General features: G+C 44.3%; 14 protein-coding genes. 5 read left to right on the forward strand and 9 right to left on the reverse strand.

Annotated features, from left to right (window positions below):
* Window positions 1-36 precede the first annotated feature (36 nt).
* Window positions 37-1,842: a putative bifunctional diguanylate cyclase/phosphodiesterase gene (locus CGZ90_RS04250; RefSeq protein WP_094251076.1), complete on the reverse strand. Its 1,806-nt coding sequence runs from the start codon at window positions 1,840-1,842 to the stop codon at window positions 37-39.
* 283 nt (window positions 1,843-2,125) lie between these two features.
* Window positions 2,126-2,479: a YisL family protein gene (locus CGZ90_RS04255; protein ID WP_094251077.1), complete on the reverse strand. Its 354-nt coding sequence runs from the start codon at window positions 2,477-2,479 to the stop codon at window positions 2,126-2,128.
* Window positions 2,480-2,626: 147 nt separating this feature from the next.
* Here CGZ90_RS04255 and CGZ90_RS04260 point away from each other — a divergent pair, with 147 nt between their 5' ends.
* Window positions 2,627-3,820, forward strand: coding sequence for an ornithine--oxo-acid transaminase (locus CGZ90_RS04260; protein WP_094251078.1), 1,194 nt, complete (start codon window positions 2,627-2,629; stop codon window positions 3,818-3,820).
* Window positions 3,821-3,874: 54 nt separating this feature from the next.
* On the opposite strand, the gene CGZ90_RS04265 is transcribed toward CGZ90_RS04260, so the two are convergent.
* From CGZ90_RS04265 to CGZ90_RS04275, 3 genes are read right to left on the reverse strand one after another with little or no spacing between them, the layout of a single operon-like run.
* Window positions 3,875-4,663 (reverse strand): SDR family oxidoreductase, encoded by a 789-nt coding sequence (locus CGZ90_RS04265; RefSeq protein WP_094251079.1) that lies wholly within the window; start codon window positions 4,661-4,663, stop codon window positions 3,875-3,877.
* 21 nt (window positions 4,664-4,684) lie between these two features.
* On the reverse strand, window positions 4,685-6,127 hold the full coding sequence (locus CGZ90_RS04270; RefSeq protein ID WP_094251080.1) for an NAD-dependent succinate-semialdehyde dehydrogenase: 1,443 nt from the start codon (window positions 6,125-6,127) through the stop codon (window positions 4,685-4,687).
* Window positions 6,128-6,136: 9 nt separating this feature from the next.
* A complete protein-coding gene (locus CGZ90_RS04275) occupies window positions 6,137-7,033 on the reverse strand; it encodes a fumarylacetoacetate hydrolase family protein (protein WP_094251081.1) in 897 nt (298 codons plus the stop codon).
* Window positions 7,034-7,192: 159 nt separating this feature from the next.
* Between CGZ90_RS04275 and CGZ90_RS04280 the strand changes: the two genes are divergently transcribed.
* Window positions 7,193-8,941, forward strand: a complete 1,749-nt coding sequence (locus tag CGZ90_RS04280) for a B12-binding domain-containing radical SAM protein (RefSeq protein ID WP_094251082.1) — start codon at window positions 7,193-7,195, stop codon at window positions 8,939-8,941.
* 30 nt (window positions 8,942-8,971) lie between these two features.
* On the opposite strand, the gene CGZ90_RS04285 is transcribed toward CGZ90_RS04280, so the two are convergent.
* Together CGZ90_RS04285 and CGZ90_RS04290 are read right to left on the reverse strand one after the other, a co-directional pair.
* Window positions 8,972-10,093 (reverse strand): efflux RND transporter periplasmic adaptor subunit, encoded by a 1,122-nt coding sequence (locus tag CGZ90_RS04285; RefSeq protein WP_094251083.1) that lies wholly within the window; start codon window positions 10,091-10,093, stop codon window positions 8,972-8,974.
* A gap of 9 nt (window positions 10,094-10,102) precedes the next feature.
* Window positions 10,103-10,771 carry a hypothetical protein gene (locus CGZ90_RS04290; protein WP_094251084.1) on the reverse strand — a complete coding sequence of 223 codons (669 nt, stop codon included), beginning with the start codon at window positions 10,769-10,771 and terminating at the stop codon, window positions 10,103-10,105.
* Window positions 10,772-10,924: 153 nt separating this feature from the next.
* Between CGZ90_RS04290 and CGZ90_RS04295 the strand changes: the two genes are divergently transcribed.
* Genes CGZ90_RS04295 through CGZ90_RS04305 form a run of 3 tightly spaced genes read left to right on the forward strand, consistent with a single transcriptional unit; the run spans window position 10,925 to window position 14,715 of the window.
* Window positions 10,925-12,508, forward strand: coding sequence for a spore germination protein (locus tag CGZ90_RS04295; RefSeq protein ID WP_165766759.1), 1,584 nt, complete (start codon window positions 10,925-10,927; stop codon window positions 12,506-12,508).
* Window positions 12,498-13,595, forward strand: coding sequence for a GerAB/ArcD/ProY family transporter (locus CGZ90_RS04300; protein ID WP_165766760.1), 1,098 nt, complete (start codon window positions 12,498-12,500; stop codon window positions 13,593-13,595). Before CGZ90_RS04295 ends, CGZ90_RS04300 begins: the two co-directional genes overlap by 11 nt.
* Window positions 13,585-14,715, forward strand: a complete 1,131-nt coding sequence (locus tag CGZ90_RS04305) for a Ger(x)C family spore germination protein (RefSeq protein ID WP_165766761.1) — start codon at window positions 13,585-13,587, stop codon at window positions 14,713-14,715. Before CGZ90_RS04300 ends, CGZ90_RS04305 begins: the two co-directional genes overlap by 11 nt.
* 69 nt (window positions 14,716-14,784) lie before the next feature.
* Here the strand turns inward: CGZ90_RS04305 and CGZ90_RS04310 are convergent, their stop codons facing one another.
* A complete protein-coding gene (locus CGZ90_RS04310) occupies window positions 14,785-18,180 on the reverse strand; it encodes an AAA family ATPase (protein WP_094251087.1) in 3,396 nt (1,131 codons plus the stop codon).
* Complete coding sequence (locus CGZ90_RS04315) at window positions 18,177-19,358, reverse strand: exonuclease SbcCD subunit D (RefSeq protein ID WP_094251088.1); 1,182 nt, start codon at window positions 19,356-19,358, stop codon at window positions 18,177-18,179. The genes CGZ90_RS04310 and CGZ90_RS04315 overlap by 4 nt, the downstream gene beginning before the upstream one ends.
* Window positions 19,359-19,369 lie beyond the last annotated feature (11 nt).

A 19,369-nucleotide genomic window follows, 5' to 3' on the forward strand; every position in this document is an offset into this window, starting at 1 on the left:
AGAAGCGCCAATCCGCCTCTTAGCCAGCCATTTAATTTATGCTTCCAGTAAGCAGCGCACTGCTGCTGATTCCACCGGTTTGCTGATCACATACCCTTGAATATGATGGCAGCCAAACTGCTTCAATAACTCCATCTGCTCGGGTGTTTCGACCCCTTCTGCCACTACATCAACGGACAGTACCTGGCACATTGTGATGATTGCTTTAACAATTGCTATATCTGTTTTATTCGATCCATTGTTCAATAAGTTTTGAATAAAAGTCTGGTCGATCTTTAATATATCGATCGGCAGATCTTTAATATAACTGAGTGCACTGTAGCCTGTGCCAAAGTCATCGATGGAAAGTTTGACGCCGAGCGCTTTAAGTTCTTTCATAATGTTCAGACTGTGCTGAACGTTTTCGATCATGATCGTTTCAGTCAGTTCCAGATGAAGGTACTTCGGCTGAAGTCCCGCTGTCTCCAGTGCCTCTTTCACTTCATAAATAAAATTAAGGTTTTGCAGCTGCCTTCCGGAAACGTTTACAGAAACTGACAGATGATCATAACCTTTATTATGCCAATCTTTTAGCTGCCTGCACGCTTCGAAAAGCACATACTTGCCAATTTCACAAATTACTCCCATCTCTTCTGCGACAGGAATGAATTCTCTAGGAGAGATAATACCATGAAGCGGATGATTCCAGCGAATAAGCGCTTCAAAACCTGAGATGCGGCTGTCATGCAAGCAGTACTGTGGCTGATAATATATCATCATTTCATTCTTTACGACTGCATGCCGCAAATAGCTTTCAAGCTGCAGCCTTTCGATCCTGAACTGATTCATCTCGCCTTTAAAGAACTCCGTTTCGCTTCTTCCCTTCTTTTTAGCGCGGTGAAGAGCGATGTCCGCATTTTTGATAAGACTGTCAGAGGATGCTCCATCCTGCGGAAAAATACTTACCCCAACAGAAGCGGTTACCATAAACTCTTGATCTCCAAATGTATATGGAATAGCGATCGCTTTTTGAATGTCCTCAACTGTCTCGTTCACTTCTTCCATACACTTAAAATCATGCAGAAGGAAGATAAATTCATCTCCTGAAAATCGGCTGAGCATCCCTTTATTCTTGGCTGTAATTTTCATCTGTACTGCAGCATGCTGCAGCACTTGATCCCCAGACTGATGACCGAGACTTTCGTTGATAACACTGAACTGGTCGATATCAACAAATAAAACTGCGATCGGCTTGCCAGTCTCTGTACGCTGGTGGATCAGTTCATTCAATCTCTCTTCCAGGAGGATCCGATTCGGCAGACCTGTTAATGCATCATGATAAGCAAGCCGGGCAATTGTTTCCTCCGCCTTCTTCTGCCATGTAATGTTCTTTCCAATTCCAAAGACCCCGGCTACTTCCCCATTTAAAATAATAGGGATGTTTGTTATGCTGAGCAGCAAATACTCACCATTTTTATGGCGGATTTTTGCTGTATAAGACTGCGGCTTCTCTTTGACCGCTTCCTTAAAATAAGCAATAACTCTCGCTCTGTCCTCTTCTGGCAGATAAGAATCGGCACTAGTACCCAAAATCTCCTCCTGGCTGTATCCGAGCATCTTCGTTAAGGATGGGTTGGTGCTAGTAATTTTCCCATTCAAGTTCATCGAATAAACAACATCTGGATTGTGATCGAACAAAGATTGGTAGCGCTGCTCTGTTTCCTGAAGGTTTGCGCTCAATACTTCCATCTTTTCAGTACTCGCTTTAATCAGATGTGAAAGAGCCCGAAGCTGATCCAATTCCGTTTCGTCTCCATCGCTTTGCAAGCTATTTTCGTTTTCTATACGTGCCAGTGTCCCCAAAGAAAACACCTCTCTGTCATTTACGAATATTTTACTTCACTTAGACCATAAGACATCATCACTATACTATCGTCACAAACCTTTGAAACTTTAGTCCCGGTGGATACAGCTCGGGAAATGCATTCTTGGGGGTACGGTACTGCACTAAGTAAAGTGCCAGAACCATGCTCTTTATCTCTCATGAGTACCGTACCCCATAAAAGACAAAAAAACCCCGCTGGCCGTATTGGTCAGCGGGGTTTACATGATTTTATGTGCTTTGTTTATTACTCAAGTTGTTGAACTAGAGAACCATCCAGCCGTAGTACATAGTGAGCAGGAACGTAATCCAGAAGAACACCCAGTTCATGAACTTTGTTTCTCCGCGTTTTTTCTGTACAAGAATAATTTCCATCAGACCGATAACAGATAAGCCAAGAATCATTTTTACAACTAAAGGTCCTCTGTTCACGATTGTTGGATCTGTAAAGTAGTCAAAAATCATTTTTCCGCCTGTTCCGAGTATCAAAAGGTACATCAGGCGTGTGATCATGTGAAAAATTTTCGATTTTTTTTGATCGCCTTTTTTGTATAGCATATAAGCTACAGCAAAAAACACGACAGCAAGAAGCCATGAAGTAACGTGAGCATGCGTCATAAATATTTCCTCCTATGTATAATCCTCCATAACACTATACCACGAAACCCCGGACTATAGACAAGCATACTGCATAACCGCTGTCACGAAAGCCTTTTCATTGCTATAATGATTATGGAAGTTATCCAATAGATTAGAGGTGTTCTCATGAAAAACACAGAAAATGTCATCACAAAAACAGAACGATTCGGTGCTCAAAACTATCATCCGCTGCCGATCGTCATCTCCAAAGCAGAAGGAGTATGGGTAACAGATCCTGAGGGCGGCCGCTATATGGACATGCTGAGTGCATATTCCGCCGTGAATCAGGGTCACCGCCATCCGAAAATCATTCAGGCGCTGAAAGACCAAGCGGATAAAGTAACACTCACATCACGTGCGTTCCACAACGACCAGCTTGGCGATTTTTATGAAAAAGTATCTGCTCTGACTAAAAAAGATATGGTCCTGCCGATGAATACAGGAGCTGAAGCAGTAGAGACGGCTGTTAAAGCTGTGCGCCGCTGGGCTTATGACGTGAAAGGCGTAGCTACAAATCAGGCAGAAATCATCTGCTGTGAAGGGAACTTCCATGGCCGTACGATGACGGCTGTATCGATGTCGAGCGACCCTGACTATCAGCGCGGTTTCGGACCGATGCTTCCTGGAATCAAAGTCATCCCATACGGCGACCTGGATGCGTTAAAAGAAGCGATCACACCTAACACTGCTGCGTTCATTCTTGAACCGATTCAAGGTGAAGCGGGTATCGTGATCCCAGCTGAAGGATTCTTAAAAGACGCTTTGGCGCTATGCCGTGAAAACAATGTTCTGTTCGTAGCGGATGAAATTCAGTCTGGCCTTGGCCGCTCTGGAAAAATGTTCGCATGTGACTGGGAAGAAGTTATACCGGACATGTACATTTTAGGTAAGGCATTAGGCGGCGGCGTAATGCCGATCTCTTGTGTCGCTGCAAACCGTGATGTGCTTGGCGTGTTTAATCCTGGTTCGCACGGCTCCACATTCGGCGGCAATCCGCTCGCATGCGCGGTTTCAGTAGCATCAGTTGACGTTCTTGTAGAGGAAAAACTTGCAGACCGCTCTCTTCAGCTCGGTGAATATTTCCTTAACGAATTGAAGTCGATCAACAACCCGATAATCACAGAAGTCAGAGGAAGGGGTCTCTTTATTGGGGTCGAATTGAACCAGCCAGCCCGTCCTTACTGCGAAAAGCTTAAGGAAGAAGGCCTCCTGTGCAAAGAGACACATGAAAACGTCATCCGTTTTGCTCCTCCGCTTATCATCTCAGAAGAAGATCTAAACTGGGCAATCGAGCGTATCAAAAAGGTGCTATCCGCTTAATAACAAAAAAACTTCTGGAAAGCAGATGCTTTCCAGAAGTTTTTTTGTTTTACATTACAGGGCCTTCACTAGCCCGCCGTCGACGAGAACAGCCTGTCCAGTGACATATGTGTTGGCTGGAGAACCAAGGTACAGGATCGTCCTGGCGAATTCTTCTGGCGTACCATAGCGTCCAAGCGGAATCATGGATTGAAACTCCTGTTCTATATCATGACCCGACACACCTTTTTTATCTGCCAAAAAGCTGTCAAGCTCCTTGATCCGGTCTGTTCCAATACGGCCAGGGCCCACGGTGTTGATCAAAATGCCTTCGCAGCCAAGCTCCTGCGACAGGCTCTTAGCAAGTCCTACAATCGCTGTCCTGTAAGTGTTTGATAAAATGAGTCCGTCGATCGGCTGTTTAAATGAAGAAGACGCGATGTTCACGATACGCCCCGAACCTGATTTTCTCATATACGGCAGCACTTCTCTAACCGTTCTGACAAGGCTTAGGAGTGTCAGCTCAAAGCCGTACACCCAGTCCTCGTCTGAAAATGCGTCAAAATTCCCAGCAGGCGGCCCGCCAGCATTATTTACGAGCACATCAACTGTGCCATATGCAGCTGCCGTTTGTGCCACGGCGTTTGCAATATCTTCTTTCTTCGTGATATCGCACACTGAATAGCGCACTTCATTTCCTGTCTTCTCGATAATCTCAGCTGCTGTTTTCTTCAGCGTGTCTTCTTCTCTGCCCGTCAGCATGACACGCGCACCTTCTGCTGAATACATTTCGGCGCATGCTCTGCCCAGTCCTTTGCTCGATGCGATCACAAGTACAGATTTGCCTTTTAATCCAAGATCCACTTCACTACACAGCCTTTCTGTTTAAAGTACAACACTCACATATTTTGTTTCAAGGTATGCTTCCATACCTTCAATACCGCCTTCGCGTCCTATACCGCTTTCCTTCATTCCGCCGAACGGTGCCTGAGCAGCTGAAGGGACACCATCGTTCCAGCCGATAATGCCGTATTGCAGACCTTCCACTACCCGCGTTCCTCTCGACATGCTTTCGGTGTACACGTATGCCGCAAGCCCGAACTCGCTTTCGTTCGCGAGCCTAATTCCCTCTTCATCACTTGCAATCTTCTGAACCGGTACGACCGGACCGAACGTTTCCTCTTTCATGATGAGCATCTTATGGTTAACGTTTTTCAATACCGTCGGCTCGTAAAAATGCCCGCCGTTTTCTTCCGTCCCTTTTCCTCCCGTTACACACACGGCTCCTTTTGATACTGCATCATCAACGTGCTCGCTTATCTTTTCATAGCCTTCTTTGTTGATGATCGGTCCAATATCGGTTCCTTCTTCAAGACCGTTGCCGACCTTCAGCTTTTTCACCTCTGCAGTCAGCAGGTCGAGAAATTCGTCATAAATCTTTTCATGAACATACACGCGGTTGATGCAGATGCATGTCTGTCCTGCGTTGCGGAACTTCGAAGCCGCAACGCCAGCTACAGCTTTTTTCAAATCCGCATCATCCAGCACGACAGCAGGGGCATGCCCCCCCAGTTCCATCGAAACGTTCTTGACGGTAGCTGCACTCTGTTCTATTAATTTTTTTCCGATCTCAGTAGAACCTGTAAAGGTAAGCTTGCTCACTTTCCGGCTTGCCATCAGTTCTCTTCCAATGACAGAAGAAGATCCTGTTACAAGATTAATAACTCCCTTCGGAAAACCGGCTTTCTCGCTCAGTTCAACGAGTTTAATAGCCGAGAGCGGTGTTTCTTTTGGAGGCTTGACGATAAAGGTACAGCCGGCAGCTAAAGCAGGACCAAGCTTGCGTGTGATCATAGCAGCAGGAAAATTCCATGGGGTGATCGCGGCAACGACACCGATCGGCTGCTTGAGTACTTGCATTCTTTTATTTTCCGCATATGATGGGATCGTGCGTCCGTAAATACGCTTCCCTTCCTCTGCGTACCATTTTAAAAATGAGGCGGCATACATGACTTCTCCGACTGACTCTTTTAGCGGCTTGCCCATTTCCTTTGTCATGATTTCGGCTAGTTCTTCTTTCTCATCCATCATCAGATCGTGAAGCTTCATTAAGTAATCGGCACGCTCGTATGCAGATAATCTTGACCAGGCAGGAAAAGCGGAATGAGCTGCATCAATCGCTTCAATCGTCTCTTCTTTTCCTCCTGATGCAACAGTTCCGACTACTTCACCGTCAGCAGGGTTATATACTTCAATGCGATCTAATCCTTGGCCTTTCCATTCGCCGTTAATGTACAAATATTTTTCCACGAAAAGAACCTCCTTCATTATCGCTCACTATTTTATTTCATTGCGCAGTGTTCCAATTCCTTCCACTGTAATTTCAACGATATCTCCTTCTTTTAAGAACACCGGCGGCTTCATCCCTTTTCCGACTCCCGCGGGTGTCCCAGTTGCGATAATATCGCCTGCTTCCAAGGTCATGCCTTTAGAAAGCTCTGAAACTGTTTTTTCTATTGAAAAGATAAAATCGCTAGTATTTCCTTTCTGGCGAATCTCTCCGTTCACCTTCGTTTCAATCGACAGCTTTCCGTGATCGGTTATCCCTTGTTTTAGTGTGATGCATGGCCCCATCGGACATGTCCCGTCTAAGCTCTTTCCGATCAAAAACTGTTTATGCTTTTGCTGCAGATCTCTTGCCGTTACGTCGTTAATAATCGTGTAGCCAAAAATATAATCCTGTACATCACCCTCGGCGATTGCTTTACCTGTTTTGCCAATTATGACCGCAAGCTCACCCTCATAATCAAGCTGTGACGTCACGTCACTGTGATGCGGGATGCTCTCAAGATGCCCGATAACAGACGTAGGCGCTTTTGAAAACACCATAATGTCCTCTGGAATATCATCCGCGCTTCCCATCTCGATAGCATGATCTCGGTAGTTCTTGCCGACACAGAAAACATTTTTCAGAGGGCGTTCAATCGGCGCGCTCCATCTAAAACGCGGGTCATCTGCTGATAGGAATAAGCCGCTGCTGTTTTCATCCTCAAATTCTTCCATCAGCTCCTGAATGTCCGCCTGAAAAGCTGAACCAAGCTGAATGCCTTCAAGCATTGTTGCAGGAAACGTTTTTCCTGAAAGTTCAGCGGCAGCTGTTAAATTAAAGATGCTGCCGTCAACATATTGTCCAATGATTCTGCTTCCGTCATAATATCCGCTGATTAGTTTCATCTTTCCTCCTGAAATCGGTTACATATATTTTATTTCATCATACATCCAGCATTATAAAAGTTAAAGAAATGTGACTGCCCTTTTAGCTGCTGCCTTAAATATGGTAAAATAGCATGTCTTATACTTTGCGCGAATAGCGCCGACAAGAGGGAATGTTTAATGAAAACGATTGTGACTACTCTAAATGCTAAATTTATTCATACATCACTAGCCCTGAGATGCTTAAAGGCATACAGTGAACCTGAATTTCCGGTGGAGATCACCGAATATACGATCAAAGATCCGTCCATTAACATCGTCACTGATCTTTACAGCAAAAATCCGGATGTGATCGGTTTCAGCTGCTATATATGGAATATAGAAGAAACAATCAATGTGATCGAGATGCTCAAAAAAATAAAGCCTGAACTGACAATTGTACTTGGTGGCCCAGAAGTTTCTTACGATGTTGCTTACTGGCTTGACCGCGTACAGGATGCAGATTATATCGTTGTTAACGAAGGAGAAGAAACATTCAAGCACTTGCTGCAGACGCTGAGAGACAAAACTGAACTAAAAAAGGTATCCGGTCTCGCGTGGAGAAATGACGGAAAAGCAGTAATCAATGCACCGCGCGAAAAGCTTGATCTGAAAAATGTTCCGTCGCCTTTCCGCTTTGAAGAAGATATCGCTGCGCTTTCGAAACGAGTCACATACTTCGAAACGAGCCGCGGCTGTCCGTATTCATGTGCCTTCTGTTTGTCATCCATTGAGGTCGGGGTACGGTACTTTGATGTGAATCAAGTAAAGGATGACCTTATCTTTCTCATGGATAACGGCGCTAAGACAATCAAGTTCGTTGACCGGACATTCAATATCCGCAGAGATTACGCACTTGACATGTTCTCGTTCCTGATTGAAAATCATCGCCCAGGTGTTGTGTTCCAGTTTGAGATAACGGCTGACATCATGCGTCCTGAAGTTATTGACTATATTAATGAACATGCGCCAAAAGGACTGTTTCGTTTTGAAATCGGCGTTCAGTCTACGAATGATGCGGTCAACCTTCTCGTTCAAAGAAGGCAGAACTTTGAAAAGCTGACACGTACGGTCACATCTGTACGTGACGGAGGCAAGATCGCACAGCACCTTGATTTGATCGCTGGTCTTCCAGAAGAAGATTACAACTCGTTCCGCAAGACGTTTAACGACGTGTTTGAGTTTGGCGTGGAGGAAGTTCAGCTTGGATTTCTTAAAATGCTCCGGGGGACAGGCTTAAGACTGACTGCCGAGCAGCATGATTATATTTATATGGATCATTCGCCTTACGAGATTCTCGGCAACAACGTGCTCAGCTTCGATGACATCATCCGCATTAAACAGGTGGAGGACGTGCTTGAAAAGTACTGGAACAGCCACCGAATGGATCTGACAGTAAAGTATTTGATCACGAGTGCCTTCAATGGCTCTGCTTTCGATTTCTTCCAGGAATTTGGAGCATACTGGGAGGCACGAGGCTGGTCGAGAATCGGGCATCAGCTTGAGGATTTGTTTACAAGGCTTTACAGCTTCCTGGAAGAACACCATCCTGCTCATCTTTCTGCTGCCGAATCTCTGATGAAGTATGATTACTTGCTTCGTCAAAACTTTAAGCCGAGAAAAGCATGGTGGCCGAAGTCTCTTTCTAAGGAAGAAGTAAGTGCTGTTTTCAATCATGTACTAATTCAGCAGGACAGCATCCAAGCTTTTACAGAAAAAGAATTGTATAAACACGGTTTCACTGCCAGCGTGGATTTAGATATCGAAAAGTTTGAAAAAGGAAATGCAATTGAAACATCACCATTTTATTTATTCGCTTTCTACGACCATAAAACGAAGACTCCGCATATCCGTTTTATTCCAAGAGAAGCTGTTCTCTCACAGAAATAAAAAACAGGATGCCCGCCGGCATCCTGCTTTTTATTTCTTCTTCTCTTCCTTTAATACAGCTGGTTTCACATTAGTCAGGTTAATCGCACGCTGGTGATGGTAATAGGCTTCAGAAGGCTTATGCACAGCCCACTCGCCATTCACAGCACCGCTCACGATTTCAACCTTGTCAGAACGCTTTTCACCTAGCTTCACGTTTCGCTTTTGTAAGAATCCGTCACTCCAAACGTAAACGTAGTCTTTCTTATCGATTTTAATAAGTGCAGAGGAAGGTACGAATTTTGTTTTTTCTTTCAATGTTTCGTAGACCATTACTGAAACAGGCTGTCCCTCGAACAAATCAGTTTTATCTGTTTGCAAAAAAACATCTACATTACGCGCCCCTGAACTTTCAGGCTGCTTGCGCAATACCGTTCCAGACGCTTTTTCTCTCTTGGAAATAAGCAGCTCTGCTTCTTCCCCTTCAGCAAATAGCGCTGCATCCTCAGGCGGAAGGCTCAATTTGATGAGAAGACTGCCGCTGCTGTTGATGGTTATGATCGGTCTTGACGGATCAGAATGCTGGTCAACGCTTTGTATTGTGCCGGCAAGAGGACTTTCGAGCTTAAGATCATCTATTTCATCTTTAAGATCGGTGATTCTTCCGTTTAATGCTGTTTCTCGTGAAGAAGCCAGACTTTCCTGCAGTTCTGCTTCAGAAATTTGCCCTGAAATTTCTTCAATGAGTGCTTTATCTTTTTCATCATCAAGTCCTGTAAGCTTTCCTTGAAGCTTTGTTTTCAGAGAAGAATAATAGTCTGCTTTAACTCCTTCTTCATCCAGCTCATCTTCAGCCTCTTTTAACTGAGCATCAAGAACTGGATCAGAATAAGCAACGAGCTCCTGTCCCTCTGTGACAGTGTCACCTGGCTGAACAAGCCACTCTGAAGCATCTTTCCCCGCTTTCGGATAGAGGAGAAACACTTTTTCTGAAACAGCGGTCCCTTTATACGTATGTTTTTTCTTTAATGCGGCTTCCTCAACTTTTACTGTGTGAACCCTGATTTCTTGGATTGGCGATGTTTCACTTCTGGCAAAAATATATGTATTGGCACTCAGCAGAACGGCACAGCATACACCTGCTGCTGTCCAAATGACATGACGTTTTTTCATCTGTTCCTCCTAAAATAACTGTCCAGCCTTAACAGCTTCAAGCAAAGAAACCATCAATGCCCATAACACAAAAAGCAGTGCTGTGACAGACAGGATGTATTGCTTTTTCTTAAAACTGTACTGCTTTAGCGCAGAATAAACGGCAGCAAAGCCCCAGAGATATAGAACATTAATAAAGTCGAACAGTCTTGCAAAAAAACCGTCCTTAAACAGCGCTGTTCCGATAAAGCCTAATCCTGCAGGAGATGCAGCATTTCCCTCACCGGCAGCCAGCTGAAACGGCAGCTCGATCAGCTCGTTAAGCAGAACAATCGTATACAAAATAGAAAAAATAAAAAAAAGACCTTTCATCCCGATGTCTTTAAAAAACGGATAAAACGCAAAACTGACACCAGCTATGATCAGTACAGGCAGCATGATTCCCCAAATTCCGCCCGCTATGCTTAACAAATAAGTAACAACTTCCTGGTCTGTTCCTGATAGACGTGCATTTTTAACGAATGGAAGGTTTTTCTGGCTGTCGAATGATGCATAATATACGAGTGCGTTTATCAGCCCGCTCACACAAAGAAGCACGAGCATCCTCCACCAATAGCCGTTCTTTTCTTCAGACTCTCTGTAACGGCCAAAATACTTTCCGGGACGCAAAACTGCAGGAAAGAAGCGAATCTGCTCCATTAGTATCCCCCTCAACTTTTATCCTCTTAATACTATCACATCTCACTTAAAAAAATGACAAAAATTGTCGCATCACCACAAAAATTACAATAATGCCTCCTGAGAATATTTAACTGTCCAATGGAAGAAAATACTCCCAAAGAGGTGAGATTCATGACACAGTTCAAGAAGCCAAAACCGCTTGTTTCTGAAGAGCAGCAAAAAGCTTCATCCAGCCAAGAGGAAGAAACTAGACGGACGGCCTTAACAACCCAGACATCAACTAAGGCTGTGATGACTTTAGAAGAACGTGAGACGCAGCTTTCTTCTATTTTTCATAAAAGCAGCGACCTGAATTTCAAGTACATATCTTTTGATAAATGGGCGAGACGGCTTTTATTCGTCAACCTTGAGACAAGTTCAGATGTGAAGCTGGTTCAGGAGCAGATCATCAATCCTCTGTTCGAACTTGGTGAAACCATCACTCCTGATACCTTTCATCTCATTATTGAAGCGGAAACAACGATCGAGGCAGAGTTCAACACTGCTTCAGGCCTTCTTCTTGATGGCAAGACTTTAATTTTCATAGAAGGATATGATGTCTTTTATGCTGCTTCTACAGCAGCCACTTATAAGCGCGATATTGTTGAGCCTACAAATGAAAGAGTAATCCGGGGGGCTCATGACGGCTTTATCGAGGATTTAACAACTAACATTACCATGCTAAGAAAGCGGATTAAAAGTCCGAAGCTTGTTGTCAAATACTTTACAGTTGGAAAAGAAACACATTCAAAAGGCGCTATTATTTATATGGAAGGCATAGCGAACCAGGAAATCGTCCAAAAAGTGGAGCACCGTATTTCGTGTATTGATTCTGATTCTGTTTTAACACCAGGGAACATCATCGAGAGCATTGAGGATCACCCATACAGCCCCTTCCCGCAAATCATGGATACAGAAAGACCTGACCGGGCCGCTGGCAACTTGATGGAAGGCAGGATTGTTGTTATGTCTGCCCTCTCACCGATGGCGTCCATTATGCCTGCTAATTTCTTTTCGTTCTACCAGTCGTCGGACGATTATAACACTAGATGGCTGCTTGGTTCATTTTTCCGGTTTATCCGCATTTTCAGCTTTTTTACTGCTTTAGGGTTCCCAGCTGTCTATATCGCTGTCGTTTCTTATCACTTTGAAGTGATTCCTTCTGGCATGGTTCTCGCCATCAAGAGTTCGCTTGAAAACATACCATATCCTCCGCTTATTGAGGCTATGATTATGGAATTGACCATTGAACTTATTAGAGAAGCATCGATCCGGCTTCCTTCCCCTATCGGGCAGACGATCGCCATAGTTGGAGGGCTTGTAATAGGAGATGCTGTTGTAAGTGCGGGGCTTGTTTCGAATATGATGATCATTGTCGTCGCAATTACAGCGATTTCCGCTTATATCGTACCTTCAAGCGAAATGAGTGAGGCGGTTAGGATTATTCGCTTTCCATTAATGGTTTTAGCTGGAACACTTGGATTTATCGGCATCGTGATCGGCTTTATGGTCTTGTTCATTCACTTGACAAAGCTGACGTCATTCGGGACACCGTTTTTCTCTCCTGTTGCTCCGCTACGTATGCAGAACCTTAGGGATACATTTATCCGGCTGCCCTTCTGGAAGCTGAACCAAAGACCGCTTGATGCAAAACCGCAAAAACTTCGTCAGGAAAATCGTTCAAGAAAGTGGGAGGAGGAGGAGGATGAAGAATAACAGCATAACCCCTCGCCAGCTGTTCTTCGTCATCATACAAACACAGATAGGTGTAGGCATCCTGTCATTGCCTTTTACTCTTTTTACAAAAGCAAAAACAGACGGATGGATGTCGGTTATGATAGCCGGAGTGCTCATCCAGTTTGTTATTTTAATGATCTGGCTGTTAATGAAGCGTTTCCCTGGCAGCACTTTATATGACGTCATTCCTTTGTTGATAGGTCCAGCAGCAGGAAAAGTACTTAACGCGCTGTATACGATTCATTTTATCTTTGTTTCAGTCTTGATTCTCATGTATTTCCATCAGATAACAGGCCGATGGATTTTCCCCGAAACTCCAAAGTGGGTGATGATCAGCTGTGTGGCCCTGACAAGCGGTTATTTAATTACCAGCTCTGCACGTATCATTGCAAGATTTTTCATTATCATGACACCGCTCCTCATTGTTTTATTTTTATTAATCGCTTATTCCTATACAGACGCCCATCTGCTTTATATCCTTCCGGTAGGAGTACATGGAATGAAAAATGTACTGGTCGGTACACAGGATGCAACAGTCGCACTGCTTGGATTTGATGCAGCTCTCGTTTTCTTCGCTTACACGAATGGCAAACCCGAGAAAAAGCTTAAAGCAGTTTCGCTTGCTGCCCTTTGTGTCACACTTTTTTACACGTACGTAACGTTTACAACTTTCATTTATTTTAATTCTGAGGAAATCATTATTGTTCCAGAACCGGTCCTTTACATGCTTAAAGCGTTTTCCTTTAAAGTTATCGAACGGACAGACCTAGTGTTTATGTCTCTTTGGCTCGTATCTGTTGCTACCTCATTTATGAGTTATTTGTTCATTGCAGCAAAAGGCGTGCAGTCTGTACTAAAGCTTAAGCATCACAAAAAGACGATACCTTATCTCGTTTTTACGAGTATTATCCTTGCCACGATCCCGAAGTCAAATCTCCAGATACAGCAGTGGGGAAAATATATCAGCTTATCAGGAATCATTTTTACGATTCCAATTATTTGTTTGCTGCTGATCATTGCGGTGGCGAGAAAAAAACAAGGAGGAAATGCACAGTATGAGAAATAAATTTTTGTATTTCTTTCTCGCATGCTCTCTCCTTCTGACTGGGTGCTGGGATCAAGTTCAGCTGAATCAGACTAAACTCATTAAGGCAGGCGGATTTGATTACACTAAGAAAGGCAAGGTACGTACGATTGCCGCCATTCCTCAAGTTCAGCCAGGTTCTAGGGAGGAAGGAAAAGAAATATCGCAGGTGTTCGAGGCAACCGGCAATACTGCCCGTCAAAGCCGGCATAATCTTGACCGGCGCATCGCCGAACGTGTAGATGCATCAAAAAACCTGATCATCGTGTTAGGAAAAGAAGCCGCCAAAAAAGACATATACAGTATACTGGATGTTTTTTACCGCGATCCAAAATCCGCACTAAACGCAAAACTAGCAGTTTCGAGCAAAAAAGCTTCCGATGTGGTCAGCATGAAATTTCAAGAACCGAACATCGCAACAGGAAACCTTGGAGAATATTTGTATGATCTCATTGCCAGTGCAGAAGATGCATCGCATGTTCCCGAAGTCAGTATTCAGACGATCTGTCCTGTTATGTTTGATCCAGGCCAGGATTTTGCGCTCCCTTATTTCGAACCACTTGAGAAAGAGTTGAACGTATCAGGAGTTGCGCTTTTTCATAATCATGTTTTCGCAGGAACGATCAAGGGTCCTAAGTCAATACTCTTCAATTTATTAAACGCCACACAAAGCTCAAAATCGATTTCCACGACTAGAAAACTGCCTAATGCAAAAGGAGATGGTCCGGCAAAATCCGTAACACTCATCGTAAAAAAAGCAAAACGCAAACTTAAGGTTTCTGTAAAGCCTGATAACAGTGTAAGCGCCAAGATCGACTTGAACTTGACGATTTCTATCGGAGAATTTCCTAGTAAACATACAACAGATAAAAAAGGTTTAAAATTAGTCGAGAGTCAGCTGAATGAAGTTCTAACAAAAGAAGCCGGTGAAATCATAAAGACGCTTCAGGGCTTTAACAGTGATACGTTTGGCATAGGCCGGCAATTAATCGCTTTTCATAACGATACATGGCAAGCGATAGATAAAAAAAATTACTTCAAGAAAGTCGATTTCAATACAAACGTCACAGTAAAAATAATGAATTTCGGAATCATTGAGTAAAGAGTAAAATTGCATTTTGTGCATATAAAAAGGTCAGCAGACGGATTCCGTAAGCTGACCTTTTCATTATTAATCAGCTGCTAATGCAACTGTACTTCCCTTTCCGGCAAAATCAGAAGGGGTGACGAGTACTTTTTTCGATAATCTTGCTTTTAACTCGGGCACATGTGAGATAACACCGATCGCAAATGAGTTCATCTGCAGCTTTTCGAGCGCTGTAACAACAGTATCGAGAAGTTCCTGGTCAAGTGTGCCGAACCCTTCATCAAGGAAGAAAAACTGCAGCGGATGCCTGCCGCGCAGCTGTATCTGCGCAGATAGAGATAACGCTAAAGCTAGAGAGGTAAGGAACGTTTCTCCTCCAGAAAGGGAGGAAACCGGCCTTTTGATTCCTCCGTTTGCGTCATCTCTCATCACAAACCCGTTGGATGAATCAACTTCGATCGCATAACGGCCTCGTGTCAGGCGCGCCAGCCTTTCAGATGCATCGATTGTAATCTGATGAAGCTGTTCTTCAGCAGCAAATTCAACAAACGTGTTTCCTCTAAATACAGCCTGAAGCTTGCTGAAATTAAGGCACTTGACTTCGCATTCCGCCTTCATTTTTTCAAGCTCAGTGTATCTAAGATGGTTTTTCTCAAGTTGAACATACGTACTTCGTGCTTCGCCTAGACGCTGTCCGCTTATCTCAAGCATCTCTTTCGCATCGTTCAGCTTGTTTATTATCTGATCCCATTCTTCCATGCTTAACGCTTTTTCTGGAAGCGTGCTCTTGATAGCGGCTATCCGGGAAGATAGATCTTTTCCTTCGTCTTCAAAAGCAGTGATGTGTTCGTTCCATTTCTGCTGTTGTTCAGGACTTGCAATCGCTTTTTCGACGGAATCAGCAGCAGCAAAATTAGAGGATGTAAGCTTTTCATTGAACATCTTTGATGCTTCGGCCTCCCGCTCCTCAGCCCTTTTCAAAGCTTCAGAACTAGCATGATGTTCCCTGTCACATCGATTATAAGAGTCGTGGACCTTTCGGCAGCGCTGTTCCATCTCCTTTGAACTCGAAAGAAGATGATCAAGCTTGGACTGTGTTTCTTGAAGAAGAGCTGCAGAATCGCCGCCTCCTGTAATTCTGCTGATTTCTGTTTGCAGTTCGTTTACTGTTTGTTTTAATATTTCAAACCTGCTCGTCTCAATGGCGGCTTTTTTATCAAGTTCGCTTAGCTCCTCCTTTTTTTCTGCCAATAATGCCGTTTTTTCGGCTAAGAAGGTTTCTGCGATTCCTAGCCGTTTTTCTGCATCTTCGCGCAATGTGTCTTTTTCATGCAATTGATTGTGCAGATGATCGACTTCCGAAAGATCAAATAAGAAATGTTCACTCCACATACGCATTAATTCTTCTGATCTTGCTTCGGCCTTTACTAGCTTCTCCTGCATTGGGTCTATGAGCTGCTGAATCATTTTTTGTTTTAATACGGCAGCATCTGCAGATTTTTCAATTCTTTCTTTTTTAGAAACAAATGCTTTTGCTGCCTCTTCCAGCTGAATGACATCCTGCAGAAGCATTTTTAATTCAGTTTCTGCTGCATGCATAGCATCCTCAAAACCGATATTATCCATTTCAAGCGCCGCTGCCTCTTCAGAATACGTATCAGCAGAGGCTGCGAGTTCCAGCTGCGAGGAAGAATGGTCAATAATTTTGGCAGCCAGCTCTTCCATCCTTTCTGCTGCACGTTCAGACTGAGTCCCTAATTTCCGAAGTGATTCTTCAAAATAATCTTCATTGAACGCTTCAATCTTTTTTGCCGTTCCTTCAGATTCAAAAGGTGAAGGATGATTTACTGAGCCGCAAACCGTACATGGTTCTCCATCCTTTAAGGAAGCAGCAAGTTCGATGGCCAGTTCATGCAGACGCCGCTTTTCTGACTGGTCTCTATAATTCTTTCGAAGAGAATGAAATACACGTAACAGCTTCTCCTTCACTCGAACACTCTCGCACAAACGGCCGTATACGGCTTGCATCTGCTGCATCAGTTTTTCAGCATCTTGATTCAATTCTTTTTTCTTTTGCGATACGTGAAGCTGCTGATCCTCAGATTCAGCGAGCTCAATTTTCATTTTTACTATCTCAGCACGGATGCTCTCTGCATTTTGAAGTGTCTGCGTATACTCACCTTTACGTGCTGCTGCATCTGCCAGCATCCTTCGTTCTTCAGATGATACTGTATTGCTGTTCTGCACTTGAAGAAGTTCTTTTTTCTTCAGCTCTCCTTTTGAAAGCGTATCAGAAGCTTTCTGAACTTCGTGAGTTAGAACATCCATTTTCCGCTTATAGGCTTGCAGCATTTCAAAGCTCGATGCTTGTTTCATGTCCGTATCTCGCAGAATATCCTGCTTTTTTACTGCTTCTTTCATCAGAGACAAGTGCTCATTTAAAAGCGGTACTTTTTCTTCTGTTTCTGCCTTCAATGATTCATTCAATGCAGAAACTTCTTTCCACTCTGAGAGCAGCTTATTCCTCTCTGTTTGGAGGTGCTGCAACCGTTCATTCATTTCTTTTGTTTCAGCTTCTGTCCTTCTGCATTCCTCATAATACGGCAGAAGTTTGTCAGCCTGAATAGCGGCGTCCAGCCTTTGTTTCAATTCAGACACTTCATTGCGGCGATCCTCAAGCTTATCTTTCTCTTCTTGAAGACGGCTGAGTTCCTCTTGCGCATCTTTCACGCGCTTGGCCAGTTCTGCCTGTTTTTCTGCTTCATTCGAATTCTTCTTACTTTCTGCATAAAGCATTTCACATTGCTTTAACTCTTTTTCTGCTGCTAGCAGCGCATCCGCCGATGCATCACCGAGACCGCTCTGTTCCGCTAACAATTCATTCCATTTTGCTTTTTCTTCATCGGCTCTTCTTTTCAGCCGTGTATTTAGTTTGTCGCCGTATTTTTCAAGCTGAAACAGTCTTTGCAGCATCTGTCTTCGTTCTGCACCTTTTAGTGACAAAAACTCTGCAAATTTCCCTTGAGGAAGCACAACAGCCCTCGTGAAATCTTCAATCGTAAGACCTAAAATCTGCTGTACATGCTGCGTGACATCCCTTTCCTTGTCAGCATGAACCATCGTTTCACCGTTCACAACTTCAGATAGGCGGCACGATGCTGTGCGCACAGTATGTTCGCCTGTCCTTTTATAAGAGCGCTCTACTTTGTATTCTTTCACTTCAGCCCCGCTGTTGAGAGCGAACGTAAATGATACAGACAGCTTGTCTTCACTGTTGTTCATGATACCGTTTGTTCCGCCATTTGCCCTTTCCACTTTTCCGTATAGAGCAAGAGTGATCGCATCTAAAATGGTGGACTTTCCGCTTCCGGTAGGTCCAAAAATACCAAAAACTCCACCGCTGCACAATTCGCTGAATGGTATCGTCTGCGGCTCACGGAAACTTTGCAGCCCTGCCACTGTCAGTGAGATAGGCTTCATAGTTTCACCTCTTCGGCATCGTCTTCATTCAAGAGCTCAAGGAACAACGACACTAGCTCATCGCCAGGTACTGCTCCGCCTGTCTGCTTTTCATAAAATGCTTTAAAGAGCTGGTCTGGCGGAAGCTGTGATGCTTTAACACTACGTTCTCTTTCACTCTTTTCTGCTGCATAGACCGGTTTGATGTGGATGATGCCATCATGCCTTTTTCTTAATCTTTGAATCTCTTCCACCGGCATCGCTTCAGTCAGATGAAGGGACAGATCGATCCATGCGTTAGAGTAAAGCCCCTCATCAAGAAACTGATACACTTCCTGAAGACCGCCCTTCGCTTCCCAAGCGACAAGTGGTTTACCCGATGAAAGAGGAATTTCTGTAATCGAAGCAGCTTGTCCTGGCGCGACATCAATCATCGTTACCGATTTGCTCTGTCCAGCTTCTGAAAAACTGTAGCTGATCGGAGAACCTGAATATCTGGCCGGCGAGGCGGTCCTTTTGACATTTTGAGGCCTGTGAAGGTGGCCAAGAGCCGTGTACTGAGCACTAGCAGGCAGTGTAGTAGCTGCAACCGTATAAGCTCCGCCAATATGGATCGGCCGCTCCGAATCACTGTCGTTTCCTCCCGCAACATATATGTGGCTCATCGCCAGGTTAACGTTTTTCGGGTTAAAGCGTGAAGCAACACTCTCAAAATAAGCACGTACCCATGCATCGTATCCGTCCCGCAGGCCTTCTTCCTCTTGAGTATCAGCAAGGAGCTGCTTCAGTCTCGATTCAGATGGATAAGGCAAAGCACAGATTTCAACAATCTCCCCGGTTCTTTTTGCACCTGCCGAAAAAAGCTTAGGCTCTGGACTGCCAATGAGAGTAATCCCCAGCTCTTTCGCAAGCGGGATAGAAGCGCATAGCCGATCAGGATGGTCATGGTTGCCAGAAACCGCGATAAAAGGTCTATTACCTTTGTCTGAGAGCCTTGCTGCCGCATCATAAAAGAGTGTCTCGGCAGCTGCGGGAGGATTGACTGTATCAAATACATCTCCTGCCATCAAAATGATATCGGCTTTCTCTTTTTCCGCTATCATGGCGATTTCGTCGAGGAATTCCTCCTGCTCGCGGATCCGGCTCCTGCCTTCAAGCGTACGCCCTAAATGCCAGTCTGCTGTATGCAGTATTCGCATGATCAACCTCC

Source organism: Fictibacillus aquaticus, from assembly GCF_002245695.1.
Classification (GTDB): Bacteria; Bacillota; Bacilli; order Bacillales; family Fictibacillaceae; genus Fictibacillus; species Fictibacillus aquaticus.